Source organism: Streptococcus sp. UMB0029 (genome assembly GCF_002871495.1).
GTDB lineage: Bacteria > Bacillota > Bacilli > Lactobacillales > Streptococcaceae > Streptococcus.
On the sequence record NZ_PNGD01000003.1, the window covers coordinates 175,878 to 202,479 of the forward strand.

The 26,602-nt window shown below is 41.6% G+C and carries 29 protein-coding genes; 26 read left to right on the plus strand and 3 right to left on the minus strand.

What is annotated here, in order from left to right; all coding sequences use genetic code 11:
* Position 1: 1 nt before the first annotated feature.
* A complete protein-coding gene (gene ldcB / locus CJ239_RS02900) occupies positions 2-718 on the plus strand; it encodes an LD-carboxypeptidase LdcB/DacB (RefSeq protein WP_102210487.1) in 717 nt (238 codons plus the stop codon).
* On the opposite strand, the gene CJ239_RS12030 is transcribed toward ldcB, so the two are convergent.
* Positions 715-906, minus strand: a complete 192-nt coding sequence (locus CJ239_RS12030) for a hypothetical protein (protein WP_102210488.1) — start codon at positions 904-906, stop codon at positions 715-717. The two genes, ldcB and CJ239_RS12030, sit on opposite strands and share 4 nt — an antisense overlap.
* A 131-nt stretch (positions 907-1,037) precedes the next feature.
* Between CJ239_RS12030 and rplK the strand changes: the two genes are divergently transcribed.
* The 17 genes from rplK to whiA all read left to right on the plus strand — a co-directional run bounded on the left by rplK (position 1,038) and on the right by whiA (position 15,014).
* Positions 1,038-1,463, plus strand: coding sequence for a 50S ribosomal protein L11 (gene rplK, locus CJ239_RS02910; protein WP_001085807.1), 426 nt, complete (start codon positions 1,038-1,040; stop codon positions 1,461-1,463).
* Positions 1,464-1,671: 208 nt separating this feature from the next.
* Positions 1,672-2,361, plus strand: coding sequence for a 50S ribosomal protein L1 (rplA, locus tag CJ239_RS02920; protein ID WP_001085675.1), 690 nt, complete (start codon positions 1,672-1,674; stop codon positions 2,359-2,361).
* Between the two features lie 437 nt (positions 2,362-2,798).
* On the plus strand, positions 2,799-3,557 hold the full coding sequence (locus CJ239_RS02925; RefSeq protein ID WP_102210490.1) for a class I SAM-dependent methyltransferase: 759 nt from the start codon (positions 2,799-2,801) through the stop codon (positions 3,555-3,557).
* An 86-nt stretch (positions 3,558-3,643) separates the two neighbouring features.
* Complete coding sequence (locus CJ239_RS02930; protein WP_001049320.1) at positions 3,644-4,156, plus strand: adenine phosphoribosyltransferase; 513 nt, start codon at positions 3,644-3,646, stop codon at positions 4,154-4,156.
* Between the two features lie 182 nt (positions 4,157-4,338).
* Positions 4,339-5,283 carry a homoserine O-succinyltransferase gene (gene metA / locus CJ239_RS02935; RefSeq protein WP_102210491.1) on the plus strand — a complete coding sequence of 315 codons (945 nt, stop codon included), beginning with the start codon at positions 4,339-4,341 and terminating at the stop codon, positions 5,281-5,283.
* An 8-nt stretch (positions 5,284-5,291) separates the two neighbouring features.
* Positions 5,292-5,969 carry a DnaD domain-containing protein gene (locus tag CJ239_RS02940; RefSeq protein ID WP_102210492.1) on the plus strand — a complete coding sequence of 226 codons (678 nt, stop codon included), beginning with the start codon at positions 5,292-5,294 and terminating at the stop codon, positions 5,967-5,969.
* A 97-nt stretch (positions 5,970-6,066) separates the two neighbouring features.
* Positions 6,067-6,825 (plus strand): triose-phosphate isomerase, encoded by a 759-nt coding sequence (tpiA, locus tag CJ239_RS02945; protein WP_102210493.1) that lies wholly within the window; start codon positions 6,067-6,069, stop codon positions 6,823-6,825.
* A 33-nt stretch (positions 6,826-6,858) separates the two neighbouring features.
* On the plus strand, positions 6,859-8,373 hold the full coding sequence (gene lytC, locus CJ239_RS02950; RefSeq protein ID WP_102210494.1) for a choline binding-anchored murein hydrolase LytC: 1,515 nt from the start codon (positions 6,859-6,861) through the stop codon (positions 8,371-8,373).
* Between the two features lie 235 nt (positions 8,374-8,608).
* Positions 8,609-9,127, plus strand: a complete 519-nt coding sequence (locus tag CJ239_RS02955; RefSeq protein WP_136937197.1) for a DNA starvation/stationary phase protection protein — start codon at positions 8,609-8,611, stop codon at positions 9,125-9,127.
* Positions 9,128-9,257: 130 nt separating this feature from the next.
* Positions 9,258-9,764, plus strand: a complete 507-nt coding sequence (locus tag CJ239_RS02960) for a dihydrofolate reductase (RefSeq protein WP_102210496.1) — start codon at positions 9,258-9,260, stop codon at positions 9,762-9,764.
* The gene (locus CJ239_RS02965; RefSeq protein ID WP_000442260.1) at positions 9,764-9,934 is read left to right on the plus strand and encodes a hypothetical protein; all 171 of its coding nucleotides are present in this window, start codon (positions 9,764-9,766) and stop codon (positions 9,932-9,934) included. The genes CJ239_RS02960 and CJ239_RS02965 overlap by 1 nt, the downstream gene beginning before the upstream one ends.
* Positions 9,935-9,970: 36 nt before the next feature.
* Positions 9,971-11,203 (plus strand): ATP-dependent Clp protease ATP-binding subunit ClpX, encoded by a 1,233-nt coding sequence (gene clpX / locus CJ239_RS02970; RefSeq protein WP_102210497.1) that lies wholly within the window; start codon positions 9,971-9,973, stop codon positions 11,201-11,203.
* Between the two features lie 8 nt (positions 11,204-11,211).
* Positions 11,212-11,799 carry a ribosome biogenesis GTP-binding protein YihA/YsxC gene (yihA, locus tag CJ239_RS02975; RefSeq protein WP_042901355.1) on the plus strand — a complete coding sequence of 196 codons (588 nt, stop codon included), beginning with the start codon at positions 11,212-11,214 and terminating at the stop codon, positions 11,797-11,799.
* Positions 11,800-11,809: 10 nt separating this feature from the next.
* Positions 11,810-12,190 (plus strand): RidA family protein, encoded by a 381-nt coding sequence (locus tag CJ239_RS02980; protein WP_001140420.1) that lies wholly within the window; start codon positions 11,810-11,812, stop codon positions 12,188-12,190.
* 51 nt (positions 12,191-12,241) lie between these two features.
* On the plus strand, positions 12,242-13,132 hold the full coding sequence (gene rapZ, locus CJ239_RS02985; RefSeq protein WP_045604652.1) for an RNase adapter RapZ: 891 nt from the start codon (positions 12,242-12,244) through the stop codon (positions 13,130-13,132).
* The gene (locus CJ239_RS02990; RefSeq protein ID WP_102210498.1) at positions 13,129-14,106 is read left to right on the plus strand and encodes a YvcK family protein; all 978 of its coding nucleotides are present in this window, start codon (positions 13,129-13,131) and stop codon (positions 14,104-14,106) included. The genes rapZ and CJ239_RS02990 overlap by 4 nt, the downstream gene beginning before the upstream one ends.
* The gene (gene whiA, locus CJ239_RS02995; protein WP_102210499.1) at positions 14,103-15,014 is read left to right on the plus strand and encodes a DNA-binding protein WhiA; all 912 of its coding nucleotides are present in this window, start codon (positions 14,103-14,105) and stop codon (positions 15,012-15,014) included. Before CJ239_RS02990 ends, whiA begins: the two co-directional genes overlap by 4 nt.
* 493 nt (positions 15,015-15,507) lie before the next feature.
* Here the strand turns inward: whiA and CJ239_RS03000 are convergent, their stop codons facing one another.
* A complete protein-coding gene (locus tag CJ239_RS03000) occupies positions 15,508-16,476 on the minus strand; it encodes an NAD(P)/FAD-dependent oxidoreductase (RefSeq protein ID WP_102210500.1) in 969 nt (322 codons plus the stop codon).
* Positions 16,477-16,729: 253 nt separating this feature from the next.
* Here CJ239_RS03000 and cdaA point away from each other — a divergent pair, with 253 nt between their 5' ends.
* The 8 genes from cdaA (at position 16,730) to CJ239_RS03045 (ending at position 25,253) form a co-directional block, all read left to right on the plus strand.
* On the plus strand, positions 16,730-17,587 hold the full coding sequence (cdaA, locus tag CJ239_RS03010) for a diadenylate cyclase CdaA (RefSeq protein WP_102210502.1): 858 nt from the start codon (positions 16,730-16,732) through the stop codon (positions 17,585-17,587).
* The gene (locus tag CJ239_RS03015) at positions 17,574-18,338 is read left to right on the plus strand and encodes a YbbR-like domain-containing protein (RefSeq protein ID WP_102210503.1); all 765 of its coding nucleotides are present in this window, start codon (positions 17,574-17,576) and stop codon (positions 18,336-18,338) included. Before cdaA ends, CJ239_RS03015 begins: the two co-directional genes overlap by 14 nt.
* A 24-nt stretch (positions 18,339-18,362) precedes the next feature.
* Positions 18,363-19,715: a phosphoglucosamine mutase gene (gene glmM / locus CJ239_RS03020; RefSeq protein WP_102210504.1), complete on the plus strand. Its 1,353-nt coding sequence runs from the start codon at positions 18,363-18,365 to the stop codon at positions 19,713-19,715.
* Positions 19,716-19,788: 73 nt separating this feature from the next.
* The gene (locus CJ239_RS03025; protein WP_020901717.1) at positions 19,789-20,163 is read left to right on the plus strand and encodes a DUF1149 family protein; all 375 of its coding nucleotides are present in this window, start codon (positions 19,789-19,791) and stop codon (positions 20,161-20,163) included.
* 1 nt (position 20,164) lies between these two features.
* Complete coding sequence (locus CJ239_RS03030; protein WP_102210505.1) at positions 20,165-21,031, plus strand: DegV family protein; 867 nt, start codon at positions 20,165-20,167, stop codon at positions 21,029-21,031.
* Between the two features lie 390 nt (positions 21,032-21,421).
* A complete protein-coding gene (dapB, locus tag CJ239_RS03035; protein ID WP_102210506.1) occupies positions 21,422-22,189 on the plus strand; it encodes a 4-hydroxy-tetrahydrodipicolinate reductase in 768 nt (255 codons plus the stop codon).
* Positions 22,186-23,385 carry a CCA tRNA nucleotidyltransferase gene (locus CJ239_RS03040; protein ID WP_102210507.1) on the plus strand — a complete coding sequence of 400 codons (1,200 nt, stop codon included), beginning with the start codon at positions 22,186-22,188 and terminating at the stop codon, positions 23,383-23,385. Before dapB ends, CJ239_RS03040 begins: the two co-directional genes overlap by 4 nt.
* On the plus strand, positions 23,382-25,253 hold the full coding sequence (locus CJ239_RS03045) for an ABC-F family ATP-binding cassette domain-containing protein (protein ID WP_102210508.1): 1,872 nt from the start codon (positions 23,382-23,384) through the stop codon (positions 25,251-25,253). The genes CJ239_RS03040 and CJ239_RS03045 overlap by 4 nt, the downstream gene beginning before the upstream one ends.
* Before the next feature lie 36 nt (positions 25,254-25,289).
* Here the strand turns inward: CJ239_RS03045 and mntE are convergent, their stop codons facing one another.
* The gene (gene mntE / locus CJ239_RS03050) at positions 25,290-26,474 is read right to left on the minus strand and encodes a CDF family manganese efflux transporter MntE (protein ID WP_102210509.1); all 1,185 of its coding nucleotides are present in this window, start codon (positions 26,472-26,474) and stop codon (positions 25,290-25,292) included.
* Positions 26,475-26,602: the final 128 nt, after the last annotated feature.

Consider the following 26,602-nt stretch of genomic DNA (forward strand, 5'->3'; position numbering starts at 1 on the left):
AATGAAAAAAAGATACCTTGTCTTGACAGCCTTGCTAGCCTTGAGTCTAGTAGCTTGTTCACAAGAAAAAGCAAAAAATGAAGATGGAGCAGCTAAGACAGAACAAACAGCCAAAGCTGATGGAACAGTCGGAAGTAAGCCTCAAGGAGCTGCCCAGAAAAAAGCAGAAGTGGTCAATAAAGGAGACTACTATAGTATCCAAGGAAAATACGATGAAATCATCGTAGCCAATAAACACTATCCATTGTCGAAAGACTACAATCCAGGGGAAAATCCAACAGCCAAGGCAGAGTTGCTCAAACTCATCAAAGCGATGCAAGAGGCAGGATTCCCAATCAGTGACCATTATAGTGGCTTTAGAAGTTATGAAACTCAGACCAAACTCTATCAAGATTATGTCAACCAAGATGGGAAGGAAGCTGCTGACCGTTACTCTGCTCGTCCCGGTTACAGTGAACACCAAACTGGCTTGGCCTTTGATGTTATTGGGACTGATGGTGATTTAGTGACAGAAGAAAAAGCGGCTCAATGGCTCTTGGACCATGCGGCTGATTATGGCTTTGTTGTCCGTTATCTCAAAGGTAAGGAAAAAGAAACAGGCTATATGGCTGAAGAATGGCACCTTCGTTATGTCGGAAAAGAAGCAAAAGAAATTGCTGAGAGTGGTCTCAGTTTGGAAGAATACTATGGATTTGAAGGCGGAGATTACGTCAATTAATACTCTTCGAAAATCTCTTCAAACCACGTCAGCGTCGCCTTATCGTAGGTATGGTTACTGACTTCGTCAGTTCTATCCACAACCTCAAAACAGTGTTTTGAGCTGACTTCGTCAGTTTTATCTGTAACCTCAAAGCTGTACTTTGAGCAACCTGCGGCTAGCTTCCTAGTTTGCTCTTTGATTTTCATTGAGTATAAAAAATAAACTTTTCTCTTGCAATTATAGATAAATAGTGTATAATGGATGAGTATGTGTAAAGCATACTTGTGGGAGGTAAAAATCTTTAATTACCGCCAAAACCACAAAGGAGGATTTAAAAATGGCTAAAAAAGTCGAAAAACTTGTAAAATTGCAAATCCCTGCTGGTAAAGCTACACCAGCTCCACCGGTTGGACCTGCTCTTGGTCAAGCTGGTATCAACATCATGGGATTCACAAAAGAGTTCAACGCTCGTACAGCTGACCAAGCTGGTATGATCATTCCAGTTGTTATCTCAGTTTACGAAGATAAATCATTTACTTTCATCACTAAAACACCACCAGCTGCTGTTCTTTTGAAAAAAGCTGCAGGTGTTGAAAAAGGATCAGGTACACCTAACAAAACTAAAGTTGCTACAGTTACTCGTGCACAAGTACAAGAAATTGCAGAAACTAAGATGCCAGATTTGAACGCAGCAAACGTAGAGTCTGCAATGCGTATGATCGAAGGTACTGCTCGTTCTATGGGATTCACTGTTGTTGACTAATCAATAACATAGTAGAAAATCTCACAGCAGTCTATTAGTTGCTTTTCATACTAGGCAAGCTACTGAGGCTTGTACTTGGGTACAGCAAGGGAGCTTAAGGTCGTAGGAAAAGGAAAAATAATAGACTGAAAACCCGCAAGACTTCATCATTTCGAGGAGTGACGTGGGAGATGAAAATCGATTGAACCACTTACAAGGAGAATAGAAAATGGCTAAAAAAAGCAAACAACTTCGTGCTGCTCTTGAGAAAATCGACAGCACAAAAGCATACAGCGTAGAAGAAGCTGTAGCACTTGCAAAAGAAACTAACTTTGCAAAATTTGACGCAACTGTAGAAGTTGCTTACAACTTGAACATCGACGTTAAAAAAGCTGACCAACAAATCCGTGGAGCAATGGTATTGCCAAACGGTACTGGTAAAACTTCACGCGTTCTTGTTTTCGCACGTGGTGCAAAAGCTGAAGAAGCAAAAGCTGCTGGTGCAGACTTTGTTGGTGAAGATGACCTTGTTGCTAAAATCAACGACGGTTGGTTGGACTTCGACGTAGTTATCGCTACACCTGATATGATGGCTCTTGTTGGACGTCTTGGACGTGTCCTTGGACCACGTAACTTGATGCCAAACCCTAAAACTGGTACTGTAACAATGGATGTTGCTAAAGCAGTTGAAGAGTCTAAAGGTGGTAAAATCACTTACCGTGCTGACCGTGCAGGTAACGTTCAAGCAATCATCGGTAAAGTATCATTTGAAGCTGAAAAATTGGTTGAAAACTTCAAAGCTTTCAACGAAACAATCCAAAAAGCAAAACCAGCTACAGCTAAAGGAACTTACGTAACAAACTTGACTATCACAACTACTCAAGGTGTTGGTATCAAAGTTGACGTAAACTCACTTTAATCAGTAGTTTATAAAAGAGAAAACGAGTACGAAAGTACTCGCTTTTTAGGTACGACGGGCATGGCGTTCATCTGAGATGCAAGTCCTCTGTGGGTACCATCTACTAGTGAACCTATATGAGTAAACTAGGTGAGCAATTGATACTCTTCAAAAATCTCTTCAAACCACGTCAGCGTTGGCTTGCTGTATATATGTTACTGACTTCGTCAGTTCTATCTACAAACTCAAAGCGCTGCTTTGAGCAACCTGCGCCTAGCTTTCTAGTTTGCTCTTTGATTTTTATTGAGTATGAATTCGAACTAGAGAGGTGACCAATAGATTTATGCTATAGTCATGGCAGACTATATGTTTTTGATTCTAGTTCATCAAATAATAGATTAGAATTGTCAGATAATATCATTTTATGTTATAATGAAGAAAAAAACAGAGGTGTTCAAATGTCAGAAGCAGGTCATAAGTTTTTAGCAAAATTGGGGAAAAAACGCTTACGTCCAGGTGGAAAACGTGCCACAGATTGGTTAATTGCAGAAGGAAGATTTTCAAAAGAAAAGAGAATACTAGAGGTTGCGTGTAATAGGGGAACTACAGCAATTGAGTTGGCACAGCGTTTTGGTTGTAAGATAACTGCTGTTGATATGGATGGACAAGCTTTAGAAGTGGCTAAAAAATCTGCTGAAACGGCAGGTGTTGGGCATCTAATCAGGTTTGAAAGAGCTAATGCAATGAAACTTCCTTATGAAGATGCTAGTTTTGATATTGTTATAAATGAAGCTATGCTGACTATGCAAGCCGATCAAGCTAAGAAAAAATGTGTAATGGAGTATCTAAGGGTTTTAAAACCTGGAGGTCTTCTCTTGACACATGATGTGCTTCTTAAGGAAGCTAAAGAGTCTGTCAGACAGGAATTGTCACAAGCAATTCATGTAAATGTAGGTCCTTTAACTCAAGATGGTTGGGAACAGGTGATGATAGAATCAGGTTATCGTGATGTGAAAGTATTGACTGGCGAAATGACATTAATGAAATTATCAGGTATGATTTATGACGAAGGTTGGCTAGGGACTTTGAAAATTTGTGTAAATGCTTGTAAAAAGGAGAATAGAAAGCAGTTTTTAACGATGTATAAAATGTTTGCTAAGAATAAACAGAAACTGGGCTTTATTGCGATGGCTAGTCATAAAACGTCAAATCCTTAGATAATCATTGAAGTTAACTTTTCCTTTTTTCTTTCTTAAAAAATATGGTATAATAGAGAGTAAAAAACTTTGAAAGAAAGAAAAAGATGAATTTAAAAGATTACATTGCAACAATTGAAAATTATCCAAAGGAAGGCATCACCTTCCGTGATATCAGTCCTTTGATGGCTGATGGAAATGCTTATAGCTACGCTGTTCGTGAAATCGTTCAGTATGCTACTGACAAGAAAATTGACATGGTTGTAGGGCCTGAGGCTCGTGGCTTTATTGTGGGCTGTCCAGTCGCTTTTGAGTTGGGAATTGGTTTTGCGCCTGTTCGTAAGCCTGGGAAATTGCCACGCGAAGTCATTTCTGCTGACTATGAAAAAGAGTACGGGGTTGATACCTTGACTATGCATGCTGACGCTATTAAGCCAGGTCAACGTGTTCTTATCGTAGATGACCTCTTGGCTACAGGTGGAACTGTTAAGGCAACTATCGAGATGATTGAAAAACTTGGTGGTGTTGTAGCAGGTTGTGCCTTCCTTGTTGAATTGGATGAATTGAACGGTCGTGAAAAAATCGGTGACTACGATTACAAAGTTTTGATGCATTATTAATGAAAAACAGTCCCTAGGGCTGTTTTCTCTACATTAGGATATAAAAATAGACTATAGCTAGTTAGAGAAAAACTATAATTGAAAACTATATCTTCTTGCAGTATAATAAAAGGACTAAGTGTTTGAGATTTGACTTCAAACACATTCAATTATTTCTAAAAGAGTACAGTTAGGAGAAGGTTATGCCGATTAGAATTGATAAAAAATTGCCAGCTGTTGAGATTTTACGGACAGAGAATATCTTTGTCATGGATGATCAACGTGCGGCCCACCAAGATATCCGTCCCTTGAAAATTTTGATTTTAAACCTAATGCCCAAAAAAGTGGTCACAGAGACCCAGTTGTTACGGCATTTAGCAAATACTCCTTTGCAATTGGACATAGACTTTCTCTATATGGAGAGCCACCGTTCCAAGACGACTCGTGCAGAGCACATGGAGACCTTTTATAAAACTTTTCCTGAAGTCAAGGACGAGTATTTTGATGGGATGATTATCACAGGGGCTCCGATTGAGCATTTACCATTTGAGGAAGTGGACTATTGGGAGGAATTCAGTCAGGTGCTTGAGTGGTCCAAGACCCATGTCTATTCGACCCTTCATATTTGTTGGGGTGCTCAGGCTGGGCTCTACCTGCGCTATGGGGTAGAAAAATATCAGATGGACAGTAAGTTATCGGGTATCTATCCTCAGGACACCTTAAAGGAAGGTCATCTTCTCTTTAGAGGCTTTGACGATAGCTACGTATCCCCTCATTCACGGCACACGGAGATTTCTAAGGATGAGATCTTAAACAAAACCAATCTCGAGATTTTATCAGAAGGTCCTCAGGTTGGGGTTTCGATTTTGGCTAGTCGTGATTTACGAGAAATTTATAGTTTTGGGCATTTGGAATATGACCGTGATACCTTGGCAAAAGAGTATTTTAGGGATCGTGATGCAGGTTTAGACCCACATATTCCAGAAAATTATTTTAAGGATGATGATGTCAATCAGACACCTTGTCTTTGTTGGTCTTCATCGGCAGCCCTCTTTTTCAGTAACTGGGTGAATTATGCGGTCTATCAGGAGACGCCTTTTGACTGGAGAAAAATAGAAGATGATGCGTCCGCATTTGGGTATTTATAAGAGGAATTATGACATATTTAGACGCTTTTAAATCAGGGAACTTGGTTTTACCGAGTGCCCTGCTCTTGCATTTTAAGAAACTCTTTCCTTCTAGCGACGATTTTCTGGTCTGGCAATTTTTCTATTTGCAAAATACGACAGGTTTGGATGAAATGTCGCCAAGCCAGATTGCTGAAAGGATTGGCAAGGAAATTTCGGATGTCAATCAGGCCATTTCCAATCTGACGGAGAGGGGACTGCTTCAGTATCGTACTATCGAATTGAATGGTGAAATCGAATTGCTTTTTGATGCTAGTTTGGCTTTGGAACGTTTGGATGACTTGCTTGGAGTCGCTCATTCAAGTTCAGACCAGTTGACACCTCAAAATCAGCTCAAGGATTTGGTGGAAACCTTCCAGCAGGAGTTGGGGCGCTTATTGACTCCTTTTGAAATTGAGGATTTGACCAAAACGCTAAAGGAAGATGGAACCAGTGCTGACTTGATTAAGGAAGCTCTTCGTGAAGCTGTTTTGAATGGAAAACCAAACTGGAAATACATTCAGGCGATTTTGAGAAACTGGCGCCATGAAGGTATCAAAAGTGTGGCTCAAATCGAGGCTAAGCGGACAGAGAGAGAAGCAAGCAATCCTCAGTTGACACAGGTATCTGCAGATTTCAGAAATGCTATGGATCTCTGGAAGGATTAATCCATGTCAGCAGGCTTGAAATCCGAGTAAGATTTGCAAGCTGTGTTTAATTGTGATAAAATAAATAGAAAATAAATTGAAAAAAGAGGTATGTGAAATGTCACGTAAACCATTTATCGCTGGTAACTGGAAAATGAACAAAAATCCAGAAGAAGCTAAAGCATTCGTTGAAGCAGTTGCATCAAAACTTCCTTCATCAGAACTTGTTGAAGCAGGTATCGCAGCTCCAGCTCTTGATTTGACAACTGTTCTTGCTGCTGCTAAAGGTTCAAACCTTAAAGTTGCTGCTCAAAACTGCTACTTTGAAAATGCAGGTGCTTTCACTGGTGAAACAAGCCCACAAGTTTTGAAAGAAATCGGTACTGACTACGTTGTTATCGGTCACTCAGAACGCCGTGACTACTTCCATGAAACTGACGAAGATATCAATAAAAAAGCAAAAGCAATCTTTGCAAACGGTATGCTTCCAATCATCTGTTGTGGTGAGTCACTTGAAACTTACGAAGCTGGTAAAGCAGCTGAATTCGTAGGTGCTCAAGTATCTGCTGCATTGGCTGGATTGACTGCTGAACAAGTTGCGGCATCAGTTATCGCTTACGAGCCAATCTGGGCTATCGGTACTGGTAAATCAGCTTCACAAGACGACGCACAAAAAATGTGTAAAGTTGTTCGTGACGTTGTAGCTGCTGACTTCGGTCAAGAAGTTGCAGACAAAGTTCGTGTTCAATACGGTGGTTCTGTTAAACCTGAAAACGTTGCTTCATACATGGCTTGTCCAGACGTTGACGGCGCCCTTGTTGGTGGTGCGTCACTTGAAGCTGAAAGCTTCTTGGCTTTGCTTGACTTTGTAAAATAATCAGTAGCAAAAGCTAGGTGGAACAGCATTCAAATGCTTGTTCCATTTTTTATAGGAGAGGAAAGATTGAAAACAAAGATTGGAAAAATTGGATTAGCAAGTATCTGTTTACTCGGCTTGGCAACTAACCATGTAGCTGCAAATGAAACCGAAGCTTCAAAAACGTCGCAGGATACAACGACAGTTTCAAGTAGTTCAGAGCAAAATCAGTCTTCTAATAAAACTCAAACGAGCGAAGGAGTAAAGACCAATGCTTCTGCCCACTGGGATGGGGACTATTATGTAAAGGTTGATGGTTCCAAAGCGAAGAGTGAGTGGATTTTTGATAACTACTATAAGGCTTGGTTTTATATTAAGTCAGATGGTCGTTATGCTCAAAATGAGTGGCAGGGCAATTACTACCTAAAATCAGGTGGTTATATGGCCAAAAATGAATGGGTTTATGATAACGCCTATAAGAATTGGTTTTATCTGAAATCCGATGGTTCTTATGCTAACCAAGAATGGCACGCTGTTGGAGGTAAATGGTACTATTTTAAGAAGTGGGGCTATATGGCTAAAAGCCAATGGCAGGGAAGTTATTTCCTAAATGGTCAAGGTGCCATGATGCAAAATGAATGGCTTTATGATCCAGCCTATTCATCTTACTTCTATCTCAAGTCCGATGGTTCTTATGCAAATCAAGAGTGGCAAAAGGTAGACGGAAAGTGGTACTATTTCAAGAAGTGGGGTTACATGGCTAAAGATGAGTGGCAGGGTAACTACTATTTGACAGAAAGTGGTGCTATGGCGACCGGTGAATTAGTCATGAATGATGCTCGCTATATTTTTTCTGACTCAGGTGAGTTAAAAGAAAAGAAAGACTTGAATGTTGGCTGGGTTCACCGAAATGGCAGACGTTATTTCTTTAACCATCGTGAAGAACAAGTTGGGACTGATCAAGTAAAAAAAGTTATTGATGTCAGTGAGCACAATGGTCGTATCAGTGACTGGAAAAAAGTCATTGATGATAATGGAGTAGATGGAGTCATTGTTCGTTTGGGTTATAGTGGTGTAGAAGATAAGGAACTGGCTTATAATATTCAAGAACTTAATCGTTTGGGTATTCCTTATGGTGTCTATCTTTACACCTATGCAGAAAATGAGACCGATGCTGAGAATGATGCCAAGCAGACTGTGGAGCTCTTGAAGAAATACAAGATGAACCTGTCTTATCCTATCTACTACGATGTTGAGAACTGGGAGTATGTCAATAAGACCAAGAGAGCTCCAAGTGATACTGGAACTTGGGTCAAGATTATCAACAAGTATATGGCAACAATGAGGCAGGCTGGTTATCAAAATGTGAAAGTTTATAGCTATCGTCAACTCTTGCAAACTCGTTTGAATCATCCAGATATTTTACAACATGTCAACTGGGTTGCAGCCTATACGGATGCGCTTGATTGGAATAATCCTCACTATTCAGGTGAAAAAGGATGGCAATATACTTCATCTGAATACTTAAAAGGAATTCGTGGTCGTGTTGATGTCAGCGTTTGGTATTAAGATATAAAGTTGAGAAAGGAGTGTGCAAGAAATTTGCATCCTCTTTTTCTTTACTTTACTGAAGCAAAGGGATATGAAATTTAATCAAAAAGTCTCTAAATAATTCTTAAATTATCAGTCTATTGCAACTTTTCTCATGTGAGTCTTTTGGCTTGCTATTGGTTTTTATTAGTAGTATACTAAGGTAGTAATCATTAAGAAGTGGTTACAAAAAATAATGAATGAGGTAAAAACAATGGTAGAATTGAAAAAAGAAGCAGTAAAAGACGTAACATCATTAACAAAAGCAGCACCAGTAGCATTGGCAAAAACAAAGGAAGTCTTGAACCAAGCTGTTGCTGATTTGTACGTAGCCCACGTTGCTTTGCATCAGGTACACTGGTACATGCGTGGTCGTGGTTTCCTTGTATGGCATCCAAAAATGGATGAGTACATGGATGCTCTTGATGGTCACTTGGATGAAATCAGCGAACGCTTGATCACACTTGGTGGAAGTCCATTCTCTACTTTGACAGAATTCCTTCAAAACAGTGAAATCGAAGAAGAAGCTGGTGAATACCGCAATGTTGAAGAAAGCTTGGAACGTGTTCTTGTTATCTACCGTTACTTGTCAGAACTCTTCCAAAAAGGTTTGGATATCACTGATGAAGAAGGTGACGATGTGACAAACGGTATCTTTGCAGATGCTAAAACTGAAACTGATAAAACAATCTGGATGCTTGCAGCAGAACTTGGACAAGCACCTGGTTTGTAAGAAATAATAGCAACATAGATAAATCTGTAGGAAATTTCTTACAGATTTTTTCTATTCTGTAAGCTATTCCAAACCAGTCTTTTTTTGAGTTTTTTGATAAAATAGTACTATCAGTGAAAAGGATGGAAGCATGAATAAGAAAATCGTAGCTATTTGGGCCCAGGATGAAGAGGGTGTGATTGGTAAGGACAATCGTCTGCCTTGGCATTTACCAGCAGAACTGCAACACTTCAAAGAAACAACTCTTAATCATGCTATCTTGATGGGACGCGTGACTTTTGATGGGATAGGGCGTCGCTTGCTTCCAAAACGGGAGACCTTAATTTTGACGCGTAATTCTGAAGAAAAGATAGATGGGGTTACTACTTTTTATGATGTCCAGTCTGTCTTGGACTGGTATCAGGCTCAAGAAAAGAATCTCTATATTCTTGGTGGAAAGCAGATTTTTCAGGCTTTTGAACCCTATTTGGATGAAGTAATTGTCACTCACATTCATGCTCGGGTGGAAGGAGATACCTATTTCCCTGAAGAGTTTGACTTGTCCCTTTTTGAGACAGTTTCAAGCAAATTCTTTACCAAAGATGAGAAAAATCCTTATGATTTTACCATTCAATACCGCAAGAGAAAGGAAGTCTAATGGAACGTAGTATATTTGGTTTTTTCACAGCCATGCTGTGTTTGGTCTGCTTGCTTGCAGGGGCACAGGCTTTTCGTAAAAAGCGTTATGGACTTTCTGTCCTGCTCTGGTTAAATGCCTTTACCAATTTGGTCAATAGTATCCATGCTTTTTACATGACCTTATTTTAGATAGAATGACAGTATAGAATAGAACGGAAGGAAATCATGCCTACAACTAGGAATAATGATATGATGGTTTATTGCTCATTTTGTGGCAAAAGCCAAGAAGAAGTACAAAAAATAATTGCTGGCAACAACGCCTTTATCTGTAATGAATGTGTGGAGTTGGCCCAGGAAATCATTCGGGAGGAGTTGGCTGAGGAAGTCTTAGCAGACTTGTCTGAGGTACCAAAACCAATCGAACTTCTTAATATTTTGAACCACTATGTAATCGGTCAAGATCGTGCCAAACGTGCCTTGGCAGTGGCAGTTTACAACCACTACAAACGCATCAATTTCCACGATACGCGTGAAGAATCGGAAGATGTGGATTTGCAGAAATCAAACATCTTAATGATTGGCCCAACTGGTTCTGGGAAAACATTCCTTGCCCAGACCTTGGCTAAGAGTTTGAACGTGCCTTTTGCGATTGCGGATGCGACAGCTCTTACGGAGGCTGGTTATGTAGGTGAGGATGTGGAAAATATCCTCCTTAAACTCTTGCAGGCTGCTGACTTTAACATCGAACGTGCAGAACGTGGGATTATCTACGTGGATGAAATTGACAAGATTGCTAAGAAGAGCGAGAACGTATCTATCACACGTGATGTTTCTGGTGAAGGGGTGCAACAAGCCCTTCTCAAGATTATCGAGGGAACCGTTGCTAGCGTGCCGCCTCAAGGTGGACGCAAGCATCCACAACAAGAGATGATTCAAGTGGATACCAAAAATATCCTCTTCATCGTGGGTGGTGCCTTTGATGGTATTGAAGAAATTGTTAAACAACGCCTGGGTGAAAAAGTTATCGGATTTGGTCAAAATAACAAGGCGATTGATGAAAATAGCTCCTACATGCAAGAAATCATCGCGGAAGATATTCAAAAATTCGGGATTATTCCTGAGTTGATAGGACGCTTGCCTGTCTTTGCAGCTCTTGAGCAATTGACGGTCGATGACTTGGTTCGTATTTTGAAAGAACCAAGAAATGCCTTGGTTAAACAATACCAAACCTTGCTTTCTTATGATGATGTCGAGTTGGAATTTGACGACGAAGCCCTTCAAGAGATTGCCAATAAAGCCATCGAACGCAAAACTGGTGCGCGTGGTCTTCGCTCTATCATCGAAGAAACCATGTTAGATGTTATGTTTGAAGTACCGAGTCAGGAAAATGTGAAATTGGTCCGCATCACTAAAGAAGCTGTCGATGGAACGGATAAACCAATCCTAGAGACAGCCTAGAGGTGACTATGGAACTTAATACACACAATGCTGAAATCTTGCTCAGTGCGGCCAATAAATCCCACTATCCGCAGGATGAACTACCAGAGATTGCCTTAGCAGGGCGTTCAAATGTTGGTAAGTCCAGCTTTATCAACACCATGCTCAATCGCAAGAATCTCGCTCGTACATCAGGAAAACCTGGTAAAACCCAGCTTCTCAACTTCTTTAATATCGATGACAAGATGCGCTTTGTGGATGTGCCTGGTTATGGCTATGCCCGTGTTTCTAAAAAGGAACGTGAAAAGTGGGGGCGCATGATTGAGGAGTACCTAACGACTCGGGAAAATCTTCGTGCGGTAGTCAGTCTAGTTGACCTTCGTCATGACCCGTCAGTAGATGATGTGCAGATGTACGAATTTCTCAAGTATTACGAGATTCCGGTTATCATCGTTGCGACCAAGGCGGACAAGATTCCTCGTGGTAAATGGAACAAGCACGAATCAGCAATCAAAAAGAAATTAAACTTTGACCCAAGTGACGACTTTATCCTCTTTTCATCTGTCAGCAAGGCAGGGATGGATGAGGCTTGGGATGCAATCTTAGAAAAATTGTGAGGAAAAGAAAATGGCAAAAACAATTCATACTGATAAGGCTCCAAAGGCTATCGGACCATATGTTCAAGGAAAAATCGTAGGCAACCTTTTGTTTGCTAGTGGTCAAGTTCCCCTATCTCCTGAAACTGGGGAAATCGTTGGAGAAACGATCCAAGAACAGACAGAGCAAGTCTTAAAAAACATCGGTGCTATTTTGGCAGAAGCAGGAACAGACTTTGACCATGTTGTCAAAACAACTTGCTTCTTGAGCGATATGAACGACTTTGTTCCTTTTAACGAGGTTTACCAAACGGCCTTTAAAGAGGAATTTCCAGCTCGTTCAGCAGTAGAGGTAGCTCGTCTTCCTCGTGATGTCAAAGTCGAAATCGAAGTCATCGCAGAGATTGGATAAGCTAGTTGAAGTTTGGTTCTGCCAAACTTCTTTTGATATAAGGAGAAAAAGATGACAAAGAAACAACTTCACTTGGTGATTGTGACAGGGATGAGTGGTGCAGGGAAAACCGTGGCCATTCAGTCTTTTGAGGATCTAGGTTATTTCACTATTGATAATATGCCTCCAGCTCTCTTGCCTAAGTTTTTGCAGTTGGTGGAAACAAAGGAAGATGACCATAAGTTGGCCTTGGTAGTGGATATGCGCAGCCGTTCTTTCTTTTCAGAGATTCAAGCTGTTTTGGATGAGTTGGAGAACAAGGAAGAACTGGACTTTAAAATCCTCTTTTTGGATGCAGCTGATAAGGAATTGGTCGCTCGTTACAAGGAAACCAGACGGAGTCACCCACTAGCAGCAGACGGACGGATTTTAGACGGAATCAAGCTAGAGCGTGAGCTCTTGGCACCTTTAAAAAATATGAGCCAAAATGTGGTGGATACGACTGAACTCACTCCTCGTGAGCTGCGTAAAACTATTGCAGAGCAGTTTTCAGATCAAGAACAAGCCCAGTCTTTCCGTATCGAGGTCATGTCTTTTGGCTTTAAATATGGAATCCCGATTGATGCGGATTTGGTCTTTGATGTCCGATTCTTGCCAAATCCCTACTACCTACCAGAACTGCGTAATCAAACGGGTGTGGATGAACCAGTTTATGACTATGTCATGAATCATCCTGAGTCAGAAGATTTTTATCAACATTTGTTGGCCTTGATTGAGCCGATTCTGCCAAGTTACCAAAAGGAAGGTAAGTCCGTTTTGACCATTGCTATGGGATGTACGGGTGGACAACACCGTAGTGTGGCCTTTGCTAAACGCTTGGCACAGGACTTATCCAAGACTTGGCCTGTTAATGAAGGACATCGTGACAAAGACCGAAGAAAGGAAACGGTAAACCGTTCATGAGAAAACCAAAGATAACGGTGATTGGTGGAGGGACTGGGATCCCCGTCATTCTAAAAAGCCTGCGTGAAAAAGATGTGGAAATCGCTGCTATCGTAACGGTGGCAGATGATGGTGGTTCATCAGGTGAACTCCGAAAAAATATGCAGCAGTTGACACCACCAGGCGATCTCCGCAATGTCCTTGTAGCTATGTCGGATATGCCTAAGTTTTATGAGAAAGTCTTTCAGTATCGCTTTTCTGAAGATGCAGGAGCCTTTGCTGGCCATCCATTGGGCAATCTCATCATTGCTGGTCTGTCAGAAATGCAGGGTTCGACCTATAATGCCATGCAGTTACTGAGTAAATTTTTCCATACAACAGGGAAAATTTATCCTTCCAGCGACCATCCTTTGACCCTGCATGCAGTCTTTCAGGATGGGACAGAAGTGGCTGGAGAGAGCCATATTGCAGACCATCCAGGCATGATTGACCATGTTTATGTGACCAATACTCTCAACGATGATATGCCTCTGGCTAGCCGTCGAGTGGTGCAGACCATTCTTGAAAGTGACATGATTGTCCTTGGACCTGGTTCACTCTTTACCTCGATTTTACCTAATATCGTGATTAAAGAAATTGGGCAGGCGCTTTTGGAAACAAAGGCAGAAATAGCTTATGTCTGCAATATCATGACCCAACGTGGGGAGACGGAACACTTTACAGATAGTGACCACGTGGAAGTCTTGCATCGTCATCTTGGCCGACCTTTTATCGATACTGTCTTGGTAAATATCGAAAAAGTACCACAGGAATACATGAATTCCAACCGTTTTGATGAATACTTGGTCCAGGTGGAACATGACTTTGCTGGCCTTTGTAAACAGGTTCCGCGAGTGATTTCATCCAACTTCCTTCGTCTGGAAAATGGAGGTGCCTTCCACGATGGAGATTTGATTGTGGATGAGTTGATGCGGATTATACAGGTGAGAAAATGAGTTTCACAGTAGCAGTAAAAGAAGAAATTCTGGGTCAACACCATCTGAGCCGACATGAACTATCTGCCATTATCAAGATGTCTGGTAGCATCGGTCTCTCGACTTCGGGCTTGACCTTATCTGTCGTGACAGAAAATGCCAAACTGGCTCGTCACCTCTACGAGTCCTTTCTTCATTTCTATGAAATCAAATCAGAAATTCGCCACCACCAAAGAAGTAATCTTCGTAAAAATCGGGTCTATACCGTTTTTACAGATGAAAAAGTGCAGGACTTGTTGAGTGATTTGCACTTGGCAGACTCTTTCTTTGGCCTGGAAACAGGTATTGACGAGGCGATTTTATCGGACGAGGAAGCAGGACGTGCTTATCTTTGTGGAGCTTTCTTGGCAAATGGGAGCATTCGTGATCCTGAATCAGGCAAGTACCAGTTGGAAATCAGTTCTGTTTATCTGGATCACGCGCAAGGGCTTGCCTCTCTTCTTCAGCAGTTTTTACTGGATGCCAAGGTGCTTGAGCGCAAGAAGGGAGCTGTTACCTATCTCCAGCGAGCTGAAGACATTATGGACTTCTTGATAGTAATCGGAGCCATGCAGGCGCGTGATGATTTTGAGCGGGTTAAGATTTTGCGAGAAACCCGTAACGACCTCAATCGGGCCAATAATGCCGAGACGGCGAATATAGCTCGGACAGTTTCTGCTAGCATGAAGACTATCAACAATATTAGTAAAATCAAAGATATCATGGGCTTAGAGAATTTACCAGTAGATTTGCAGGAAGTGGCACAACTGAGGATTCAACACCCAGACTACTCTATCCAGCAGTTAGCAGATAGTCTCAGCACACCTCTGACCAAAAGTGGTGTCAACCACAGACTCAGAAAGATAAATAAATTAGCCGATGAACTATAAAGATATTCTCCCTTGAATTATCAGTGTGATTGGTTGATTCTATTTTTCTAATGGCTTGATATCGCTAACTTATAAAATATCAACCTGTTTCTTGACAATTGAATAGAGTATGTGAGATAATAAAGGGGAATTGAGAAGTTCTAGCATTTTAGTGCTAACAGAAATCCCCTCGGTACTGCAATACCGAGGGGATTTTTTTCTGGGTTAGATAGCACTAACCAGGAAGGTTACTTGTCGAAGTGATCGTCTAACCAACGAGTCACCAGCCATGAGATGATACTCTCGATGACTGCGATAAGCACTATTTTGAGAAGTTCTAGCATCTGTAATACCTCCTTTTCCAAGGCGTATTGTTAGTGCCGTTCTTATTATATCACATGTTTTATCAGTTTGATAGGCATTTTTATTTTTGCTAAAAAAGGGAAAGATATGAGCTAACAAGATTGTAGATGAACTATAAAACCACGAATCCTATGTGACTCGTGGTTCTTTTTTATAAACTAGTAGAGTGTTTTGGTTGTACTTTTTGCTCAGGGTCGATATAGTTGATGGCGTTGTTAACAGCGGTTGGTGCTTCTCCAAGCCCTGTCGCAATCAAGTCAATTTTTCCGTCATAGTAGCAACAGTCACCGATAGCGTAGATTCCAGCTTGGCTAGATTCTTGTTTGCTGTTGACGATAATCTTGTGGCGGTTGAGGTCAAGGCCCCAGTTTTTAAGGTTACCGACAGAAGATTTGAAGCCATAGTTGACAAAGAGGTGATCTGAGTCAATCGTTTCGGTTTCGTCAGATTTGACTTTTGTGATTTCAAGTTTATCGAGCGTTTTTCCATCTCCAAGGAGTTGGCTAGGGATAAATGGTGTCTTGATGGTCACAGAAGATTCCTGTAAGGCTTGGACACTGTGTTCCAAAGCACGGAAATTATCTCTACGGTGAACAAGGGTAGTTGGTGCAATTTTTTCAAAAGCCAAAGCCCAATCCACAGCTGAGTCTCCTCCACCAAGAATCGTTACTTTCTTACCAGCGTATTGCTGAATGTTGGAAACGTGGTAGTGGATATTTTCATAGCCCTCAACCCCTTCAAGTTCCAGCGGACGTGGTTTGAAGGCACCACCACCCATTGCGATGATGACTGTTTTAGTCAGGTGACTTCCTTTAGAAGTTGTGATGACAAAGCCTGGATCTTGTTTTTCCATCTCAAGAACCGTTTCATTGAGATGAATAGGCGTGTCAAAGCCGTTTAGCTGTTCAATCAAGCGGTTAGTCAACTCTTCTCCAGTCAGGTTTGGGAAACCTGGAACGTCTAGGATTTCCTTTTCAGGATAGAGAATAGCAGGTTGTCCACCTAGCTGGGGAAGAGAGTCGATGATTTGGACCTTGGCTTGACGTAGGTGGGCATAAAAGGCCGCAAAAAGCCCGACTGGACCACCACCTACAATGGTAATATCATAGAGTTGAGACATGGTTTCTCCTTTGTTTTTTCTAGTCATACTCTTTGAAAATCTCTTCAAACCACGTCAGCTATATCTGCAACCTCAAAACAGTGTTTTGAGCAACCTGCGGCTAGCTTCCTAGTTTGCTCTTTGATTTTCATTGAGTATCAGTTTATTTTATCATATTTTTTCTTTAATTTAAAATGAAGTAGGATAGGGGAAAAAATGTCAGAAAAAATGGTATAATAGAAAGGAACGTGTTTGGACAGAGAGGAGACAGCAGATGAACTTTCAACAATTATCCAATCTGCAATATTGGACTAGCTTGTTTTCTAGTCCTTGGAGTATTGCCATCAATTTGTTTGATATTTTGATTGTGGCCTATGTTTTATATCGTTTTACAAAAGCGATAGCTGGTACTAAGATTATGATTTTGGTGCGTGGGGTCGTGATCTTTGTATTAGCCCAGGTTGTGGCCAATATCCTTGGTTTAACAACGATTTCTTGGTTGATTAATCAGATTATCACCTATGGGGTTATTGCTGCGGTTGTTATCTTCTCTCCAGAGATTCGGACTGGTTTGGAACGTTTGGGAAGGGCGACAGATTTCTTTTCTACTAGTCAAATTAGTGCAGAAGAGCAAATGATTCGTGCCTTTGTCAAGTCAGTTGAATATATGAGCCCTCGTAAGATTGGTGCCCTGGTTGCCATCCAACGAGTTCGCACCTTGCAAGAATACATCGCAACAGGGATTCCCTTGGATGCCAATATTTCGGCAGAACTCCTCATTAATATTTTTATTCCCAACACTCCCCTACATGATGGTGCTGTGATCATCAGAGAAAATCGGATTGCAGTCACTTCTGCCTATCTACCCTTAACAGAAAGGACAGGGATTTCCAAGGAATTTGGAACCAGACATAGGGCGGCTATCGGTTTATCAGAAGTGTCGGATGCCTTGACCTTCATCGTCTCAGAGGAAACAGGTGGTATTTCTATTACCTACAATGGAGTTTTCAAGCATGATTTGACTCTTGAAGAATTTGAAGCAGAGCTACGAATAATTCTTTTGCCAGCCCTTGAGGAAAAAGCCAGTTTCAAGGACCGTTTGCTAGGAGGTTGGAAAAATGAGAAAAAATAGTCTATATATTATTTCATCTCTCTTTTTTGCTTGTGTCTTATTTATCTATGCAACATCGACCAACTTTCAAAATAATAATACTGTAAGGCAGGTCAAATCAGAAACCTACACCAATACGGTAGCAAATGTTCCTATAGACATTCATTATGATAATAGTCAATACTTTATTAGTGGTTTTGCTTCAGAAGTTTCAGTTGTGCTGACAGGTGCTAATCGTGTGACCTTGGCCAGCGAAATGCAGGAAAGTACTCGTAAGTTTAAGGTTACAGCGGATTTGACAGATGCTAGTGTTGGAACGATTGAAGTTCCCTTGAACATTGAAAATCTTCCAAGTGGATTGACCGCTGTGGCAACGCCTCAAAAGATTACAGTGAAAGTTGGGAAGAAGGTTAAGAGAGATGGGATGCTTGTTGTGCCACAAGTTGACCAAAGCCAGATTGATCCCAAGCTACAAATTGATAGTGTAACCGTATCAAATGAACGAGTTTCGGTTACGACAGATCAGGAAACTTTAGCTAAGATTGACAAAGTTATTGCACTTTTACCAACCAGCGAACGGATTACAGGTAACTATAGTGGTTCGGTACCTTTGCAGGCAATCGACCGCAATGGGGTTGTCTTACCAGTAGTGATTACTCCGTTTGATACCACAATGAAGGTCACTACAAAACCAGTAGCACCAAGTTCAAGTGCAAGTAGTTCGTCGGAGACATCTTCGTCAACAAAAGCAACTAGTTCAAAAACGAATTAAAAATAGGAAAAGGATTTTATAACAATGGGTAAATATTTTGGAACTGATGGAGTCCGTGGAGAAGCTAACGTAGAATTAACGCCAGAATTGGCCTTTAAACTAGGACGTTTTGGAGGCTATGTTCTCAGTCAACATGAAACGGAAGCACCGAAAGTTTTTGTGGGACGTGACACACGTATTTCTGGGGAAATGCTAGAATCAGCCTTGGTGGCAGGTCTACTGTCCGTGGGAATTCACGTTTATAAACTAGGCGTTTTGGCAACACCAGCAGTGGCTTACTTGGTTAAAACTGAGGGAGCCAGTGCAGGTGTCATGATTTCTGCTAGCCACAACCCAGCCCTTGATAATGGAATTAAGTTCTTTGGCGGTGATGGCTTCAAACTAGACGACGAAAAAGAAGCAGAAATTGAAGCCTTGCTAGACGCTGCGGAAGATACTCTTCCTCGTCCAAGTGCTGAAGGCTTGGGAACCTTGGTAGATTATCCAGAAGGCTTGCGTAAGTATGAAAGCTATCTAGTTTCAACTGGAACTCCTCTTGATGGAATGAAGGTTGCCTTGGATACAGCTAATGGTGCAGCGTCTACAAGTGCCCGTCAAATCTTTGCAGATCTTGGTGCTCAATTGACGGTTATCGGGGAGACGCCAGATGGGCTTAATATCAATCTTAATGTTGGTTCTACACACCCAGAAGCCCTTCAAGAAGTGGTTAAAGAAAGCGGGTCAGCAATTGGTTTGGCCTTTGATGGGGACAGTGACCGTTTGATTGCAGTCGATGAGAATGGCGACATCGTTGATGGTGACAAAATCATGTACATCATCGGGAAATACCTTTCTGAAAAAGGACAATTGGCTCAAAATACAATTGTGACAACCGTTATGTCTAACCTAGGTTTCCACAAGGCCTTGGATCGTGAAGGCATCAATAAGGCAGTCACTGCAGTTGGTGACCGCTATGTTGTTGAAGAAATGAGAAAATCAGGCTACAATCTCGGTGGTGAACAGTCTGGTCACGTCATCTTAATGGATTACAATACCACTGGTGATGGTCAATTATCTGCTGTTCAATTGACTAAAATCATGCAAGAAACTGGTAAGAGCTTGTCAGAGTTGGCCGCAGAAGTAACCATCTATCCACAAAAATTAGTCAATATACGAGTGGAAAATACCATGAAGGAAAAGGCCATGGAAGTGCCAGCTATCAAGGCAATTATCGAGAAGATGGAAGCTGAAATGGCAGGGAATGGCCGTATCCTTGTTCGCCCAAGTGGAACAGAGCCCCTCTTGCGTGTTATGGCAGAAGCGCCTACAACAGAAGAAGTGGACTACTATGTTGATACCATCGCAGACGTAGTTCGAGCTGAAATTGGGATTGACTAAATCCTAGAAAACTAGATGAAAATAAAAAATTATGGTACAATAGCTTATAATATTGTAGCCGAGGGAGAAAGACATGAATCTTAAACGTGAACAAGAATTTGTTAGTCAGTATCATTTTGATGCGCGTAATTTTGAATGGGAAAATGAAAATGGAGCTCCTGAAACTAAGGTGGATGTGAACTTCCAATTGATTCAACATGACCAAGAAAATCAAGTGACTTCTTTGATTGTCGTCTTGAGTTTTATGATTGTATTTGATAAATTTGTCATCAGTGGAACCATTTCACAGGTAAACCACATCGATGGCCGTATTGTCAATGAACCAAGTGAATTGAGCCAAGAAGAAGTGGAAACTTTGGCTCGTCCATGTTTGAACATGCTCAACCGTTTGACTTACGAAGTAACTGAAATTGCATTAGACTTACCAGGAATCAATTTGGAGTTCTAATATGAAATTAGCTGTTATCACAGATTCTTCTGCTTATCTTAGTGCAGAGACCTTGCTTAGTGCAGAGACCTTGCAAAGAGAAGATTTATACGTCTTGGATATTCCTGTCAATATTGATGGTGAGGAGTATGTCGAAGGTATTAATCTGACTGCAGAGGATTTTTACCAAAAAATGGCTCAGGCTTCTGAATTGCCTAAGACCAGTCAACCAAGTATTGCCAAGTTAGATGAGATTTTAACTTCGCTCAAAGAACAAGGCTATACCCATGCCTTGGGGCTTTTCCTATCTTCTGGAATTTCAGGTTTTTACCAAAATATCCAGTATATGGTGGATGACTATGAGGGTTTAACCATTGCTTTTCCAGACACTTTGATTACAAGTGCTCCGCTGGGTATCATGGTTGAAAGTGTCTTTAACTGGCGCGACCAGGGCGATGATTTTGCCATTATTCAGGATAAACTAGCTATTCAAATTAGTCGTACGTCAGCTTTTATCATGGTGGATGATTTGGATCATTTGGTGAAAGGTGGACGCCTTTCAAATGGGGCTGCGATTTTGGGTAATCTGCTAAGCATTAAGCCAATTCTTTATTTCAATGACCAAGGTGTGATTGAAGTTTACGAAAAAGTTCGTACTGAGAAGAAAGCAACCAAGCGTTTAATTGAAATCATTAAGGAAACAACGGCTTCAGGCCAATATCGGGTCATTGTCATTCATGGAAATGCTCCTGAAAAGGCTGAGGAATTGCGTCAGAACTTGATTGAATCTGGAGTGGGTACGGATATTTCACTTGCTACATTTGGCAGTGTCATTGGGACACACCTAGGGTCAGGAAGTATTGCTCTGGGTTATATTCCAGTGATTTAGTTAGCACTTCAAGACTAGTCAAGAAGGCTTTGTATCTTAGCAATTGAACACGGACTAGCTTCCTCTTGAAAAAAAGATGCCTGTCTGACCTTTCGTGGAGAGTCAGCGCCATTCCCTATTTTTCATGGGCAGCTAAGGTCCTTGGTATCATGATAATTGAACACGTCTGGAACCCTGTGTGAAAAAGATAGTTCTTCCAAGGAGTAGACACTTCTTGATCAAAACTCCTATTTTCACTATGTGTTCCTACAGGCTTTGTATCTTAGCAATTGAACACGGACTACCTGCCTCTTGAAAAAAGATGTCTGTCTTGCCTTTCATGGAAAGTCAGCGCCATTCCCTATTTTTCATGGGCAGCTAACGTCCTTTGTATCTTAGATAGGAGTAGAGATGAGTATTCGAGTAATTATTGCTGGTTTTAAGGGTAAGATGGGCCAAGCTGCTTGCCAGATGGTCTTGGCTGATCCAGATTTGGACTTGGTAGCAGTTTTGGATCCTTTTGAGTCTGAGTCAGAATGGCAGGGTATTCCTGTTTTCAAGGATAAGGCTGATTTGGTCGGTTTTGAAGCGGATGTCTGGGTAGACTTTACTACACCAGTTGTTGCCTATGAAAATACACGCTTTGCTCTTGAAAATGGCTTTGCTCCAGTAGTTGGAACAACAGGTTTTACTAGTGAAGAAATTGCAGAGTTAAAAGAATTTTCTCGTGCCCAAGACTTGGGTGGCTTGATTGCCCCTAACTTTGCCTTGGGTGCTGTCTTGCTTATGCAATTTGCGACGCAGGCTGCCAAATATTTCCCAAATGTGGAGATTATCGAGCTCCATCATGACAAGAAAAAGGATGCTCCGAGTGGAACTGCCATCAAAACAGCTGAGTTGATGGCCGAAGTTCGAGAGTCTATCCAGCAGGGTGCGCCTGATGAGGAAGAATTGATTGCAGGTGCCCGTGGTGCTGACTTTGATGGCATGCGTATCCACTCAGTTCGTTTGCCAGGCTTGGTAGCCCATCAGGAAGTCATCTTTGGCAATCAGGGAGAAGGATTGACCCTCCGTCATGACTCCTATGATCGCAGCTCCTTCATGACAGGGGTCAATTTGGGAATTAAAGAAGTTGTCAAGCGTCATGAGCTTGTCTATGGATTAGAACACTTATTATGAGATTAACGCAAATGCCTTCTGAATTTCAGAAGGCTTTACCAGTATTAGAAAAAATTAAAGAAACAGGCTTTGAAGCCTATTTTGTTGGAGGTTCTGTTCGAGATGCCCTTCTCAATCGCCCTATCCATGATGTGGATATTGCGACGTCTTCTTATCCAGAAGAGACCAAGCAGATTTTTCCGCGAACAGCCGATATCGGAATCGAGCATGGAACTGTCTTGGTCTTAGATGGGGACGAGGAGTATGAGGTGACTACTTTTCGGACAGAAGATGTCTATGTGGACTATCGTAGACCCAGTGCGGTTTCCTTTGTGCGCTCGCTAGAAGAAGACCTCAAGCGCCGTGATTTTACAGTCAATGCCTTTGCCTTGGACGAGACAGGAGAAATTGTTGACTTGTTCCATGGTTTAGAGGATTTGGAAAACCAAGTCTTACGAGCAGTTGGATTGGCTAGTGAGCGTTTCAACGAAGATGCTTTGCGGATTATGCGTGGTTTCCGTTTTCAGGCCAGCCTTGGCTTTGAACTTGAGCCAGAAACCTTTAAAGCTATGAAGACCTTGACGCCACTTTTGGAGAAAATTTCTGTAGAGCGTACATTTGTCGAGTTTGATAAACTCTTGTTGGCTCCCTTTTGGAGAAGGGGCTTGGCTTCTATGATTGAGAGTCAAGCTTATGACTATCTCCCTGATATAGCCGCTAGCCAGTACAAGCTCAACAGACTGTTTGATTTAGAGACTGATTTCACCTTTGAATCTTCAGAGCAAGCTTGGGCGGCTCTACTGTGGGTTTTGGAGATTGAAAATGCGCAGCCTTTTTTGAAAGCTTGGAAGACCTCACGCCAGTTTGCTAAGCAAGTTCAGGATTTACTGACTATTTTGACTCTGCGTGAAAAGGGAGAATTGAGCAAGCGCGATTGTTACCGCTTTGACTTGGAGTTGCTTTTACAAGCTGAAAATCTTCGTCAGGCTCAAGGAAAAGAAGTTAACCCGCAAGCTATCACAGAAACCTACCAGAGCTTGACTATCCATGATAAGAAAGAAATTCAGATCAATGGCGGTATTTTGATTAAGGAATACGGTTATCAACCAGGGCCAGACTTGGGAGAGATTTTAACAGAGATTGAATATGCCATTGTCGATGGAGAATTGGAAAATGACCGTCAAGCCATCCATGCTTATCTGAGGGAGAAAAAATGAGTGATTTTATCGTTGAAAAACTAAGTAAATCCGTCGGTGATAAGACCGTTTTTAAGGATATTTCCTTTATCATCCATGATCTAGACAGAATTGGTTTGATTGGTGTCAATGGAACAGGGAAGACCACCCTTTTAGATGTTCTTTCTGGTGTTTCTGGATTTGATGGGGATGTTAGTCCTTTTTCAGCTAAGAATGATTACCAGATTGGCTATTTGACACAGGACCCTGATTTTGATGATAACAAGACGGTCTTGGATACGGTTCTATCTAGCGACCTCAAGGAAATCCAGCTCATTCGTGAGTATGAACTCCTCATGCTTAACTACAGTGAGGACAAGCAGGCTCGTTTGGAACGGGTCATGGCTGAAATGGACTCTCTCCAAGCTTGGGAAATCGAGAGTCAGATCAAGACCGTTCTTAGCAAATTGGGTATTCGGGACTTATCGACTCCTGTTGGGGAATTGTCAGGTGGTCTAAGAAGACGGGTCCAGTTGGCGCAAGTCTTACTTGGCAACCATGACCTCTTGCTACTGGATGAGCCGACCAACCATCTGGATATTGCGACTATTGAGTGGCTGACTCTCTTTTTGAAAAATTCTAAGAAAACCGTCCTTTTTATCACCCATGATCGTTATTTCCTAGACGCTTTATCAACACGTATTTTCGAGTTGGACCGAGCAGGTTTGACAGAGTATCAGGGGAATTATCAGGACTATGTTCGCCTTAAGGCGGAACAGGACGAGCGAGATGCAGCTTTACTCCACAAAAAAGAGCAACTCTATAAGCAAGAACTGGCCTGGATGCGCCGACAACCGCAGGCACGTGCGACCAAGCAGCAGGCTCGTATCAATCGATTCCATGACTTGAAGAAAGAAGTTTCAGGTGGAGTTGCTGAAACAGATTTGACCATGAACTTTGAAACCAGTCGTATCGGTAAAAAAGTCATCGAGTTTCAGGATGTTTCCTTTGCCTATGAAAACAAGCCCATTTTGCAAGATTTTAATCTCTTGGTGCAGGCCAAAGATCGTATTGGAATTGTTGGGGACAACGGTGTTGGGAAATCAACTCTCCTTAACTTGATTGCAGGAAGTCTTGAGCCGACAGCAGGTCAAGTTGTGATAGGGGAAACTGTTCGCATCGCCTATTTCTCTCAGCAAATTGAGGGCTTGGATGAAAGTAAGCGAGTGATCAATTACTTGCAGGAAGTGGCAGAAGAGGTCAAGACCAGTGGTGGTTCTACGACTTCCATCGCTGAGTTGTTGGAACAGTTCCTTTTCCCACGTTCGACGCATGGAACCTTGATTGAGAAATTGTCAGGTGGAGAGAAAAAACGTCTTTATCTCCTCAAACTGCTTTTGGAAAAACCAAATGTTCTTCTCTTGGACGAACCGACAAATGACCTAGATATTGCGACCTTGACAGTTTTGGAGAATTTCTTGCAAGGCTTTGCTGGTCCAGTTTTGACTGTTAGTCACGACCGCTATTTCTTGGATAAGGTAGCGACCAAGATTCTCGCTTTTGAGGATGGTAAAATTCGTCCTTTCTTTGGTCATTACACCGACTATCTTGATGAAAAAGCCTTTGAAACAGAGATGGTCAATCAAGTGCAAAAGGCCGAAAAGGAGAAAGTGGTTAAGGTCCGTGAAGACAAGAAACGCATGACCTACCAAGAAAAGCAGGAGTGGGCAAGCATTGAAGGTGATATTGAAGCCTTGGAAAATCGTATCGCTGCTATTGAAGAGGAAATGCAGGTCAACGGCTCTGACTTTGGTAAGCTAGCGACTCTTCAAAAAGAATTGGACGAGAAAAACGAAGCACTCCTTGAAAAATACGAACGCTATGAATATTTAAGTGACTTTGATAGCTAGAAGAATAGAAAAATCCCGTCTCATGACAGGATTTCTCTATTCTTTTTTGGTTTCTTGATGAAAGATATTTTGCCAAGTTTCGTGGCGTCGCCAGATACTGGTATGGACGATGCCATTTAATTCATAGCAGATGAGTTTGGTTTTCTGACTGATGGAAGTGATTTGAATGTCCTTGATAGCTGAATTCAACTCTTTTTCGGTCTTATAAGCTTCTTTATCCATCTGCTCTCCATCCTGACGAATATAGACAAAATCATCAGCTAAGAGTTCTTCCAGTTGATTTCCTTGGTCAATCAATTGTTCGCGCATAAGCAATTTTTTGTAGACATTGTCTAAAATCTCATCCTCAGGGATAGGTGCTGGCTCAATATGGACATCGGTATCAAAGACTCCAAAACGTTCCTCCAGCATAGATTCGACCTGGTCTGCAATTTCGTGACTTTCATAAACCGACAGGTCAGGATTCATTTCTAGCGTAATATCAAGGTAAATGTTGCTACCGTAGGTGCGCCCTCTTTGGGACTTAACCTTGCTAATTTTGGGAATTTCCATAATGGCCTTTTGATAGTCCTCAAGCAGACGGTCGTCAAAGCCATCTGAAAGACTAAAGGAAGACTCGATGAAGATATCATAGGCAGTCTTCAAGATAAAGAAAGTGATGATAATGGCAACCAGTTTATCCACAATGGGATAATTGAAACTGCTAGCTAGGATGGCAATAGTAGTACCAAGTGAGGTAACAGCATCAGAAAGATTGTCCTTTGCTGCGGCCTTTAGTGCCTTGGAGTTGGATTTCTTACTGAGGCGAGTGTTGTAGAGATAAACCATAAACATAATCGCTGCAGACATAATTCCCAGAGTTGCGCCCAGAGGGTCAATAACCTTTTCTTCATGACTGAGAATTTTTTGAATGGTATCCTGAAGTACATCGAAACCGACATAAAACATGATGATGGAAGTGATTAAGCTTGCCAAATCCTCAATCTTCCAGTGGCCAAAGCGATGGTCACGGTCTGCAGGCTGGCGCGCCATCCGAATCCCAATCAAGAGGGCCACATTTCCAATGATGTCCGACACGTTATTAAAACCATCTGCCACCAAACTGGATGAATGGAGGAGGTGCCCAGTTGCTAATTTTGCTGCTGATAAGAGCAGATAGGTCGAAATACTGATAATGGCCCCACGCTCAGCTAACTTGAGATTTGAGATAGATTGCTTCATTCAACTTCCTTTCTAGTCACATAGCATTCTACCATTATACTGGTTTTCAAGGGAAAATTCAAATAGGACGGATAAAACTAAGAAAATACAAAGCAGAGATTGCTTTTTTTTTTTAGGAAATATGATAG